The sequence below is a fragment of the Halomonas sp. 3D7M genome (assembly GCF_014897885.1).
Taxonomy (GTDB): domain Bacteria; phylum Pseudomonadota; class Gammaproteobacteria; order Pseudomonadales; family Halomonadaceae; genus Vreelandella.
On record NZ_JABUZF010000269.1, the window covers coordinates 25480 to 37714 of the forward strand.

Genomic DNA, 12235 nt, shown 5'->3' on the forward strand with positions numbered 1-12235 from the left:
TCGTCTTGAGGGATTGCGTGAACTGCTGGGCGATGAACGCAACGATGCCGCATTGCGCCGCCGCGATTTATTGATCGAGCATCTGCATGCTCTTCAGGATGCCCGAGGGCATTTGTTGTTGGCAGACCTGCGTGCCCTGGCAACTTATATGAACCTGCCTATGGCAGCGATCTATGAGACAGCAACCTTTTATGCTCACTTCGATGTCATCCATGAAGACCAGGAAGTGCCCCCGGCGTTGACCATCCGCGTTTGTGACTCTCTGGCTTGCCAGTTAGCTGGCGCTGAGGCGCTTAAAGCGCAGTTGGAAGCAAACGTCGATATCGAGCAAGTGCGGGTGTTGCGCGCGCCATGCATGGGGCGCTGCGACACAGCGCCCGTCGTGGAGGTCGGCCATCACCACTTGGGTCGAGCCGATGCGGCTCAAGTTCAGGCAGCTATCGATGGCGACGACACTCACCCTGCACCTATCGATTGGCAACGACTTGATAGCTATCGCGGCGAGGGTGGTTTTGCATTGCTCCAGGCCTGCCGCAACGGGGAAGTAACGGTCGAAGCACTGATGGAAGCGGTGCAGCAGGCCAACCTTCGCGGTTTAGGGGGCGCGGGTTTTCCTACTTTTAAGAAATGGCACTTTGTGCGTCAGGAGGCTGGTCCCCGCTACTGTGCCATCAATGCCGACGAGGGCGAACCCGGTACCTTTAAGGACCGTTATTATCTGGAGCGTTCGCCGCACCAGTTTCTTGAAGGTGCCTTGGTCAGTGCTTGGGCGGTAGACGCCGAGGCGCTGTATATCTACCTACGCGATGAGTATCCAGCGTTACATGTCGTGCTGCGCGAGGCAATTGGCGAGCTTGAAGGCGCTGGCCTAGTGGCGCCGGGATATATCGTGCTGCGCCGCGGAGCGGGTGCTTACATCTGCGGCGAAGAGTCGGCGATGATTGAGTCCCTGGAAGGCAAGCCGGGCAAGCCCCGCCATCGTCCTCCGTTTGTGGCTCAGAAAGGACTCTTTGACCGCCCAACGCTGGTCAATAACGTCGAGACCGTCTACTGGATTCCGATGATCTGGCAGCGCGGCGCTGAGTCTTTCTCCAGTCAGGGCCGCCATGGCCGCGTGGGGCTGCGCAGTTTCTCGGTTTCGGGGCGCGTTAAGCAGCCTGGCGTTTATCTGGCGCCTGCTGGCATCACGCTAAGCGAGTTAATTGACGAGTATTGTGGCGGCATGGCGGAAGGTCACCGCTTGGCGGCTTATCTGCCTGGTGGCGCCTCTGGCGGCATTCTGCCCGCCACTAAAGCCAATATTCCTCTCGACTTTGACACTCTCCAGGAGCACGGCTGTTTTATCGGTTCCGCTGCGGTGATCGTGCTTTCTGATCAGGACAATCTGCGCGGGGTTGCTACCAACCTACTAGCTTTCTTTGCCGATGAGTCCTGTGGCCAATGCACGCCGTGTCGGGTGGGAACCGAAAAAATGCTCACCCTGCTTGAGCGTAATGAATGGGATGCTGGGCTTATGACGCAGCTTTCCCAAGTGATGATAGATGCCTCTATTTGCGGGCTGGGACAGGCGGCACCTAACCCAGTATTGGGCTTGCTCAAGGATTTTCGCAGTGAACTGGCTGCCCAGAACGTTATCGTCAAGGGATAAGGGAGATCAGCATGAGTGAACAGAGCTTAAACCAAAGCTTTACCCTGACCCTGGATGGCGTTGACGTCAGCGCTTACCCCGGTGAAACCCTCTGGCAAGTCGCCAAGCGTGCCGGCGAGACCATTCCGCATCTGTGTTTCAAGGATGCCAGCGGCTATCGCGCCGACGGCAACTGCCGTGCTTGTATGGTGGAAATCGAGGGCGAGCGCACCTTGGCCGCAAGCTGTCTGCGCGAAGCGGCGCCCGGTATGGTGGTTAATAGTGCCAGCTCTGAACGCGCGCGCACGGCCCGCAAGATGGTCATGGAAATGCTGCTGGTCGACCAGCCTGAGCGCGAAGAGAGCCCCGACAGCTCAAGCCATTTCTGGGCCATGGCTGACCAGTTGGCCATTGATGCTACGGCGGTGCGCCGCAAGCTGCCCAAGCGCGAAGAGCGTGAGACGGCTACCGTGCACCATGTGTCGCCTAGGGTGGGTAGCCTGGAGCAAGACAGCAGCCACTCTGCCATGCGCGTTAACCTTGATGCCTGCATTGAGTGCAATCTGTGTGTGCGCGCCTGTCGTGAAGTACAGGTTAACGATGTTATTGGTATGGCTCACCGTGGGGCGGCGTCTAAGATCGTATTTGATTTCGACGACCCCATGGGAGACAGCACCTGTGTTGCTTGTGGCGAGTGTGTTCAAGCCTGCCCCACGGGGGCTTTAATGCCTGCCACCCTAGTGGATGAGCAAGGGCACGGAGACTCTGCTGTGGCTGACCGTAAGGTTGACTCAGTATGTCCCTACTGCGGGGTTGGCTGTCAGCTTACCTACCATATCAAAGACGATAAGATCCTTTATGTGGAGGGGCGCGACGGTCCTTCAAACGAGAACCGACTCTGTGTTAAAGGTCGCTTCGGCTATGACTATCCGCGCCATCCATCTCGGCTTGTTACCCCGCTGATTCGTCGTGAGGGTATCGCAAAGGGAATCGATCCAGATTTCGACCCCGCCCAGCCCCTGACACATTTCCGCAAGGCGAGCTGGGACGAAGCCCTTGAGGTGGCTGCCAGCGGGCTTGTGAACCTTAAAGTGAATCATGGCCCTGATGCCTTGGCGGGGTTCGGCAGTGCCAAGTGCTCCAACGAAGAGGCGTGGCTGTTCCAGAAGCTGGTGCGTACCGGATTTGGCTCCAACCATGTGGATCACTGTACCCGCTTGTGCCACGCCAGTTCGGTAGCAGCGCTCATGGAGTGTATCGGCTCCGGTTCGGTAACCGCTTCCTTTATGCAGGCCAGTCAGGCCGATGTAGTGATTCTTACCGGCTGTAATCCCGCGGTAAACCATCCGGTGGCGGCCACCTTCTTTAAACAGGCCGCCAAGCGCGGTACCAAGATAGTGATACTCGATCCCCGTGGTCAGGCGTTGGATGCCTACGCCCATCGCAGCGTTCGCTTTTCACTGGGTACGGATGTGGCGCTGTTTAATGCCATGCTCAATGTGATCATCAGCGAAGAACTTTATGACACGGCCTATATCGCCGAGCATACCGAAGGCTTTGAGGCGCTCAAAACGCATACGGTGGACATGACCCCAGAAGCGATGAGTGGTTTGTGCGGTGTTGAGCCAGAGACCATTCGCGAAGTGGCTAGGCTTTATGCCAACGCCGAGCGGGCAATGATTTTCTGGGGCATGGGCATTTCTCAGCATACCCATGGGACCGACAACGCCCGTTGTTTGATCTCGCTGGCGCTGGCTTGCGGCCAGACAGGTCGACCTGGGACTGGCTTGCACCCTCTGCGGGGGCAGAACAATGTTCAAGGGGCATCTGATGCCGGCCTGATTCCCATGGTGATGCCGGACTACCAGCCGGTTAGCGATGCGCAGGTACGCAGTGCTTTCGAAGAGCTGTGGAATACCAAGCTGGATCCCACGCCGGGTCTCACCGTGGTGGAAATTATGGATGCTATCGCTGCGGGCACCATTCGCGGCATGTATATCCAGGGTGAAAATCCGGCGATGTCCGATCCAGATCTGGCCCATGCCCGGGCCGCGTTGGCCAAGCTGGAACATCTGGTGGTACAGGATCTTTTTGTCACTGAAACCGCTCAGTTCGCCGATGTCATTCTGCCTGCCTCTGCTTGGCCTGAGAAGGACGGCACCGTCACCAACACCAATCGGCAAGTGCAGATGGGGCGTGCGGCGTTGCCGCTGCCGGGCCAGGCCAAGCCGGACTGGTGGATTATCCAGGAAATGGCTAAACGCTTCGGTCTCGACTGGAAATACCAGCACCCGCAGGACGTGTTCGCCGAGATGAAGCAAGGTATGGCCTCTCTCGACCATATTTCTTGGGAGCGTTTGGAGCGTGAGCAGTCAGTGACCTACCCATGCCCAGCGGAGGACGCACCGGGGCAAGACGTAGTCTTCAGCGAGGTCTTCCCTACGGCCAGTGGCCGGGCGAAGTTCGCGCCTACGCGTCCGCTGCCACCGGATGAGCCGGTAGATAACGACTATCCGACGGTGCTGACCACTGGTCGTCAGTTAGAACACTGGCATACCGGATCCATGACCCGCCGCGCCAAAGTGCTCGATGACCTGGAGCCAGAAGCCGTGGCGAGCTTGGCGCCCGCTGAGCTTATCCGGCTGGGGTTGGCGCCAGGCGATGACCTAACGATCACCACCCGGCGAGGGGCCATTACCCTCAAGGTCAGGACGGATCCGGGCATGCCCGAGGGGATGGTTTTCGTGCCTTTCTGCTACGAGGAAGCGGCGGCGAATCTACTCACTAACCCAGCGCTGGATCCATATGGAAAGATTCCAGAGTTCAAGTACGCCGCTTGCCGGTTGAGCCGCCCGGAAACCCATATAAAGCGAGTTAGCCAGTAAGCTTTGACTGAAGGCAGTAGCGATTGATCAGGCGCTCAATAAAGGGCGCCTATCAACCAGCTACTCGGAATGATCGGTTGGGTCAGGTTGTAGCGTTGTCTGCCTCGAAATTGTAGAGCCAGTAAAGGTCTACGAGCGCTTAAATATGGTGTGAAAAGCCATTGATATGACGGCTAGATCAGCTTCAATAGTGGAAAGGGAGGCCGTCTTAGTTGACGGTCTCTTTTTATAATATCGTCATAGTTAGCATGTCAGAAGGGTGGAAATAAATTGTCTGGAGTATCAATGTCATAGCATACACCAGGATCATTGAGTGAAATTTTTACAATATGATTACTATACCGCTGGAGAATAGCGGATGCGCCGTTGGGGTGGCTTAAGTCAGCGATATGTTCCCAAAATCTTCTACCAAAAATAACCGGGTGGCCTGGGATCTGTAGGTGTGTTGGCTGAACGATATTTTCTGCGCTAGACATGTCTGCTAATAACTTACACGTTTTTTGAGTCACCCAAGGGAGATCGGCAAGCCAAATCGCCGCGGATCGGTAATTATTAAATTTTTCGTCTGAGCATAGATATTTGAAAGCATCGCTAATGCTGTATCCAAGTCCTAAATGACTGCGCGGGCTAACCAGCGTTGGCGTGATTGGAGAAAGACCGAGTGATTGAGCCTTATCATCTTCTCTAAGCACAACGATAATGTTTGGAAAGTGCTTCTGAATAGTTAACAACGTGGAGGTCAGTAGTGTCTTTCCATTGCTTAATTTAGCAATTCTTTTATCGCTACCAAAACGACGAGACTGGCCAGCCGCCATGACAATCACGATGATATCACTACAGCTCATGACGTGTTTTTCCACGATAAATGCGGTGAATATTGGCCATGACGGCTAACGCAATTTCAGCAGGTGTTTTGCTGCCTAAATTAAGCCCAATGGGCATGTTAATTCGTGCTACTTGGGCACTTGTTAGGCCGCCAGAGCGCAGCAGCCGCTCTGCACGTTGTTGTGAGGTCTGATGAGAACCCATGACCCCAATGTAAAATGCATTCGTACGGACGGCTTCGATCATGGCTAAATCATCAATACGCGGGTCATGGGTCAAGGCAACAATGGCGGTATTGGCATGGCAGCCACCTGATGAAATAAACACCGAAGGTAGAACGGCCTGCACTTCTATGCCGGGTACATCGAAATTTTTTCGGACTTCGTCCCTGGGTTCACAGACAATCACTTCAAAACCAAGCGTTTGGGCAAACAGCGCACAGGGCGCAGAGACGGAGGAGATCCCCGCGATAATCAGCCGTAGCGCAGGGCCTATGCGAATATTGACGCTAGCGGTATCAAAAATAACGGTGGGCTCGGTGTTCTTCGAGGGGTTAAAGCGCTTGCCGCTGCCATCCAATTTGATACAGCGGGTTAGCGGTTGGCGACCCAGTAGCGTGGCATGCACCACTTCTAGGTGAGTGAGGTTTTCGGTGTTGGGCGCTAGCCGTTCAACCAGCACTTCAAGGCTACCACCGCAGGGTAAACGAATATTCGCTGAACCAGCGTCACCGCCATAGCGCACCCGCTGAACCGGTTCGTTGAACGCTCCCGTTTGAAGCCTGGTGATGAAGTCCTCTTCGACACAGCCGCCCGACAGTGACCCCAGATAGTCGCCTGTCGAACATGCTACTAGCATGGCACCCGGCTCCCGGGGTGCCGAGCCAAAGGTTTTTAGCACCGTACACAACCAAATAGTCAGCCCCTGGTTGGCCCATTTCAATGCGCGTTCGATAACCTGTAGATCAAGGTGTTGCATTAACTAGCCGCCTCCATCGGGAATCGATGGGATGCTTTCAGCGCGTCGCGAATGGTGTCAGGGGTAAAAGGAGGATGGGTAAAGCGCACCCCCGTGGCATCAAAAAGCGCGTTGGCAATCGCAGGAGCNNCGTTGGCAATCGCAGGAGCGCCGGGCAGTGAGGCGGACTCGCCTACGCCGAGTGGCGGCAGTTCTGGACGATCAAGCAGCATGACGTTGATGGGGGGGAGCTCCGAGAAACGCAGAATAGGGTAGCCGCCCCACTCTTTGCTGGTCGGTAAACCATCCTCAAAGGTCACCCGCTCCTTTAACGTGCGGCTGAGCATTTGGATCACATTGCCATGCACCTGATGGCGAACGCCTGCGGGGTTCACCATTAAGCCCGCATCCTGACCTACATATAAATTCTCGACGACAATCCGTCCACTCTTCACATTGACTTTAAGCTCAATTACCCAGGCGGCGAGCGCGGCGCCAAAGCCGGGGAATTTGCTATGCACGTACTGGGCGTAAGCGAAGCCTCGGCCGTAGCGCCACTCACCCTCGCTTCTTGGGTTGGTGTTAGCGATGCTGGGCTTCCAGTTCGCACGTTCGGCTAACGCTTCGACAAGTTCGCAAGCGCGATTATCGGCTAAATAGCGCAACCGGTAGGTGACTGGATCTTCATTTGCTAAATAGGCAAGCTCATCAATATAGCTTTCGTGGGCGAAGGTGCTGGGCAATGCCGAGACGCCACGTAGCCAGGAGGCGCGCACCAGAGTCGGGACGTCGTCGCAGACTATTTGGCGATGAGGGTAGCGGTAGGGTGGCACCGACGTTCTATCTCCCATCTCAAAGGGGATATCAATAGGCGAGGCAGCACCGGTTAGCAGTAGTGCCAGGGTGGGCGCACTGTTAGAGGGGTAGCGCGTATTAAAGCGATAGCCTGCCGGGCTGCCATCTGCATTTAAACCGCCCTGGATCGCCATATACTGAGCAGCTCCTTTAGGCTCCCAGGTGTGCTCCTGCTCACGGGTGAGTTGCACACGGACGGGGCGGCCAACCGCCTGAGAGAGTAGTACAGCATCCGCGCCAACATCGTCGGCGCAATTGCGCCCATAGCAGCCCGAGGTTTCCATGCGGGTAATGGTGATAACGCCTTCGTCTAAACCGGTAAGGCGGGCGAGATCGGCGCGCAGGCTGTGTGGATTTTGGGTGCCCGACCATACGTGCAGGCCATCTTCATTGGCATCGGCGACGGAGCACGAAGGGCCAATGGAGCCGTGCAGCTGGAAAGGCCACACATAGTGACGATTGAGCGGATATTGCGCGGCGGCTAGCGCATTGTCGAGATCACCCTCATCGAGGAGTATGCGCTGCTTGTTGGGTAAGTCGAGCAGTGCTTGCTCTATGTTGTCCAACTGAGGCAAGCCTTCGATGGGGCGCCACTGGATCTTGAGCTGTTTGGCTGCGGCAGCAGCCTGTTCTTCACGTTCGGCCACCACACCAACAAAGTCACCGACCACCACGACACTGACCACGCCTGGCAAATGTGCCACGGAGCTTTCATCAACCGCGATTAAACTGTTGCCAATAAAGTCGCCGTTATCATGGCCTACATAAGGCGGGCGAATCACTCGCCCATGCAGCATATCGGGCAGGCGTAGGTCGTGGATAAAGGTCAATTGCCCGGTGGCCTTGGCGGGTATATCCACGCGAGAGGTCGATTGGCCGACCAGGGTATAGTGGCTGACCGGCTTAAGCGGCACCTCATCGGTAAGCTTTAATGCATGACGGGTCCCCCGCAGCAACTCTCCAAAGCTCACGGATGAGTGGTTATCATCACTGGGCATAATAGCGCCGTTTTGGCAGCTAAGTAGTGAGCGCTCAGTGTCAAAGTGCTTTGCTGCCAGTGTTAATAGATACTCCCGCGCTTGAGCCGCCGCGCGGCGTAGAGGTTCGGCAGTGATTTGAATCGACGCACTAGCAATAGTGGGGCCTTGGTTGGGGGCTTCAACAGAGTTGCCCAGCACCATGGTAACGCTGTCGAACGCGACGCTAAGCTCTTCCGCAACAATTTGAGCGAGCGCCGTGCGTATACCGGTGCCCAAGTCTACGTGGCCGTTGAAAGCCACGATGTGGCTATCGCTCAGCACGGCAATAAATATCTCAGGCTCATGGGGAGTGAAGTTTGAGTGTGTACCTGGCTGTCCGGGCGCGGGCTTAGGGGGTGTAACCGGGTCGCGATAGATCACCAGAACATCAGATCCATACAGCAGTGACTCTCTTGTATAGTCTGATTTATCGGCCATGCTTGCCTCCCACGCTAGCGTTTTAAGTAATCAGTGCAGATGAATTTGAGGTGATCAACGAGCAATAACTAAGGTAAAATTGTAGCGTGTACGCCATAAAAGCATGGTGAATTGATCCAGCGCAAGCCGTATTTAATACGTTGATGCATCATTTTGTTAACCAGTGCCATACTCGATACACGTCGTCGCTAATAGATTAAGGAGATGGAATGACAACGGATAGTGCGCTCAAACACTCGTCTTCCGGCGAGCACCCCACGCCTTCAGAGCAGGGGTATGATTTTTCTGAGCAAGTAGGCCATCTACTGCGTAAAGCCTACCAGCGGCATACGGCTATTTTTCAGCGCTACAGCAGTGATAAACAGCTTACGGCCATTCAGTTTGTCACGCTGTGTACGGTGATGGAGCGAGGTCCCAGCTCGTTAACCGACATCGTTAACGCCACGGCGATTGATCCAGCCACCATCCGTGGCGTCATTAAACGCCTTAAAGCACGTGAGTGGATCTCGCTCACCACCGACCCCAATGATCAACGCAAAGTCATGGTAGTGATCACCGAGCCTGGGGAGACATTAGTCGAGGGCATGGTGCCCAGTGCCAAGCAAATTAGCGATCAGACCATGAAAAATCTCAATCCGGCAGAGCGGGTTGCTTTAATGCACCTGCTGGAAAAAATGAACGCGGACGGATGACACAGCTGAGGTGCCCGCTTCACTTGCGTTTTCGGGCACTCCTAACGCTTCATTAAGTAACCCAGTGTTTCATCCAGTCTAATTACATCCCCATATTTGCTATCGATATCAAACAGGTTGGCTTCATGGGGCGCGGGGTGGCGATCGCCCACGCAATCACGTACCACCATCACCCGAAAGCCGTGCTGTACGCCGTCAACGGCGGTGGCGCGAATGCAGCCGCTGGTGGAACAGCCGGTAATGATCAGCGTATCGACGCCCATGGCGACCAGCGTGAAGGCAAGCGAAGTACCAAAGAAGGCGCTGGCGTACTGCTTGGTCATTATCAGCTCATCTTGATGGGGGGCCACCTCGGGGCAGAACTCGGCGTAAGGGTTGCCCGCCACCATCGCCCGCATTACCGGCGACTTCTTGACCCAAATGCCACCATCAATTTGATCCGGGGCGTGATAAAGGATGTTGGTGTGGATGACTGGCGTGCCAGTGCGCCGTGCGGTATTGAGTAGCGGTGGCATATTGGCCACCGCATCCACCACGCCCTGGGCAAATAGCGGCGAGCCTGGCGTGGTGTAGCCTTGCATAAAATCAACCACCAGCAGTGCGGGCCTTTTGCCAAAGCCAATGCGTCCATCCCACACGCCCTTGTAGTTGTCCGAGGCCGTATTATCAGTATTGTGCTGCGACATGGTCGTCTCCTTAATCAGCACTCTAGATCGTTAATCAGCACCTGATCTCGTTAGTAAGCCCCTGACAAGAGAGCACCCGCGCCCGGTACGATGGGTTCCAGGTCGAGTGCCTTGAGCATGGCGTAGGTGGTCGCGATAGCTGCGGTCACCACTGGCTTACCGGTCAGGGCTTCAACCTTGGCAACGGCCGGTAGCGATGGCATTTGTACACAGGCCGACAAGACGATCGCATCCACGTTACTTAAATCGAGGCTGGCGACGATTTCGGGGAGATTGGCGGGATCGTGGCGAGCGACATCCAGGTTATTGGGGATCTCAAGCGCCCGGTAGTCGAGCACCTCAATGCCTTCCTGACGGATGTAGTCGACCACCATTTCGGTCAGCGGCTTCATGTAAGGCGCCACTACCACCACACGTTTGGCTTTCATCACACCCAGGGCATCAACCAGCGCACCGGCGCTGGTGACCACCGGCGTGTCGCAGCCATTCTCTTCGGTGCGGCTGCGCAAACGCTTTTGCGACGCTCGGTGGTAGCCGGGCCCCATCGCCATAATGGCAACCAGGCAGGCATACCCCATCACATCCACTGCTGCATCGGAGAGCTCCAAGGCACAGCGGTCAGACTCCGCATCCATCGCGGCCAGCTCGTCCTTGCTGACGGTTTTCATACGCATGCGGCTGGAGTGGAAGGTAAAGCGCTCCGGGCGGATTAACTGCCGCGCCGTAAGCATGGCGGGTATTTCGGTCTCCATGGTGATATTGGAGCTGGGGACGATTTGGCCGATGCGGTAGGTCTTGGTGCTCTGAGTCATGATTATTGGCCTTGGTTAGAGTTGTGTGCCCAGGAAGTCTTCAAACGCGGCAAAAAAGCCGTCGAAGTCATCCCAAGGAATCATATGGCCCGCCTGTACCGCGGTTGTGATGCGAATGGTCGGCAACAGGTCGAGAATCTCAGCGCGGTCTTCATCCTGGATAACCCCGCCCTTGCCTGCACACATCAGTAGCGTGGGCACTTTGATAGCGGGGAAGTCCTGGTGGATATCGACGCTGTGGAACTCTTCAAACGCCTGAACAATGGCGGGCTCAAAGCAAGTGTGTAACCACTCGGCGCGTAACCGCAGCTGCTCGTCGCTCCAGGTGGGGCAGTAGTGGCGCATGGTTTCGATGTCTGCGCCCCGGGTGCAGTCGCGAATCGAGTCTACATACCAGGGCAGCTTGCTGGGGTACTCACGGCGCCCTGGCCCTGAAACCGGTGGGTCGATAAGTACCAGTTTGTCGATGCCCTTGGCGCCGCGATTCATGGCGCGCAGCGCAAAGCGCGCCCCCATGGAGTGGCCCGCCAGAATGACGTTGCTTAAACCGAGCGCATCAATAAAGGCGATCACATCGTTGGCACAGGTGTCGGTGTCATAAGCAAGTTCAGGCCCGGTGGACGACAAGCCACGCCCACGGACATCCAGCACATAAGTGTCGAAGTGCTGGCCCAGGCGCTCGGCCACAAAGCCCCAGGTAATCGCCGGGCTGGTGATGCCGGGGATTAGCACCAGCGGCTGGCGCGCTGTCTCGGCGCTGTCACCAAAGCGCAGGTAGTGCTGACGAATTCCATTGGCGTGTACGTTGGCGCCATAGAGATAGGTGCTGCTCATGCTGGGCTCCCTTGACTGGTGGGTTGCTTCAGCGGTACTTCAAAGGGGTCATAGGCGAATACCCAGGCCGGGTCTTCGTCTTCCCGTAACCAGGTATTGTCGTGGGAAACCTGCTGAACCCGCGAAGCGCGTTCAAAACGGTTGGTGCGGTAAAGTTCGAATGCTTGCTGGTAGTTTTTGGCGCCCACTTCTTCCAGGCAGCGTACCAGCATGGCGGCGTCTTCAATGGCCATGGCCGCGCCCTGGGCCATATGAGGCTTCATCGGGTGGCAGGCATCGCCCAGCAGCACCAGTCGATTTTCATGCCACAGTGGCAGCGGGTTGCGCTCCAGCAAGGGCCATTTGGTAACGGTTTCAGTGCAGTCAATTAGTGCTTGTACGGTGGGATGGTAACCCTCGAATGCTTTGCGCATCTCTTCCCGGGAGCTGTCGACGAAGGAAGTGCCGTGGCTCCAGTCGGGTTCAGGCACGCCAGTCACGTAGTAATACTCCTTCTCGTCGCCGGTCACGAAGTAGACCATCATGTGGCGGTCTTCCGACCACCACTTCACGCAGGCTTCGAAATCCAGGTCGTATGCCTTGAGTTTTTCGGCAGAGATAATGGC

General features: G+C 56.2%; 10 protein-coding genes. 3 read left to right on the forward strand and 7 right to left on the reverse strand.

The window, feature by feature from the left end:
- Window positions 1-1648: NADH-ubiquinone oxidoreductase-F iron-sulfur binding region domain-containing protein (locus tag INT22_RS18665; RefSeq protein ID WP_193068748.1), on the forward strand; the 1648-nt coding region annotated here is incomplete at its 5' end.
- Between the two features lie 11 nt (window positions 1649-1659).
- Window positions 1660-4512, forward strand: a complete 2853-nt coding sequence (gene fdhF / locus INT22_RS18670; RefSeq protein WP_193061721.1) for a formate dehydrogenase subunit alpha — start codon at window positions 1660-1662, stop codon at window positions 4510-4512.
- 251 nt (window positions 4513-4763) lie between these two features.
- On the opposite strand, the gene INT22_RS18675 is transcribed toward fdhF, so the two are convergent.
- Genes INT22_RS18675 through INT22_RS18685 form a run of 3 tightly spaced genes read right to left on the reverse strand, consistent with a single transcriptional unit; the run spans window position 4764 to window position 8606 of the window.
- Complete coding sequence (locus INT22_RS18675) at window positions 4764-5357, reverse strand: nucleotidyltransferase family protein (RefSeq protein ID WP_193061720.1); 594 nt, start codon at window positions 5355-5357, stop codon at window positions 4764-4766.
- Window positions 5347-6315 (reverse strand): XdhC family protein, encoded by a 969-nt coding sequence (locus INT22_RS18680; RefSeq protein ID WP_193061719.1) that lies wholly within the window; start codon window positions 6313-6315, stop codon window positions 5347-5349. Before INT22_RS18680 ends, INT22_RS18675 begins: the two co-directional genes overlap by 11 nt.
- Window positions 6315-8606: a molybdopterin cofactor-binding domain-containing protein gene (locus INT22_RS18685; protein ID WP_193068749.1), complete on the reverse strand. Its 2292-nt coding sequence runs from the start codon at window positions 8604-8606 to the stop codon at window positions 6315-6317. Before INT22_RS18685 ends, INT22_RS18680 begins: the two co-directional genes overlap by 1 nt.
- 209 nt (window positions 8607-8815) lie before the next feature.
- Here INT22_RS18685 and INT22_RS18690 point away from each other — a divergent pair, with 209 nt between their 5' ends.
- Window positions 8816-9298, forward strand: coding sequence for a MarR family winged helix-turn-helix transcriptional regulator (locus tag INT22_RS18690; RefSeq protein WP_089039328.1), 483 nt, complete (start codon window positions 8816-8818; stop codon window positions 9296-9298).
- 41 nt (window positions 9299-9339) lie between these two features.
- On the opposite strand, the gene INT22_RS18695 is transcribed toward INT22_RS18690, so the two are convergent.
- The 4 genes from INT22_RS18695 to INT22_RS21540 form a co-directional block, all read right to left on the reverse strand.
- A complete protein-coding gene (locus INT22_RS18695) occupies window positions 9340-9984 on the reverse strand; it encodes an N-carbamoylsarcosine amidohydrolase (RefSeq protein ID WP_193061717.1) in 645 nt (214 codons plus the stop codon).
- 50 nt (window positions 9985-10034) lie between these two features.
- Window positions 10035-10796, reverse strand: coding sequence for a maleate cis-trans isomerase family protein (locus INT22_RS18700; protein WP_319022110.1), 762 nt, complete (start codon window positions 10794-10796; stop codon window positions 10035-10037).
- A gap of 15 nt (window positions 10797-10811) precedes the next feature.
- Window positions 10812-11630: an alpha/beta fold hydrolase gene (locus INT22_RS18705; protein ID WP_193061716.1), complete on the reverse strand. Its 819-nt coding sequence runs from the start codon at window positions 11628-11630 to the stop codon at window positions 10812-10814.
- The coding region (locus INT22_RS21540) for an FAD-dependent monooxygenase (RefSeq protein WP_226912907.1) at window positions 11627-12235 on the reverse strand (609 nt) is incomplete at its 5' end. The genes INT22_RS18705 and INT22_RS21540, both read right to left, overlap by 4 nt.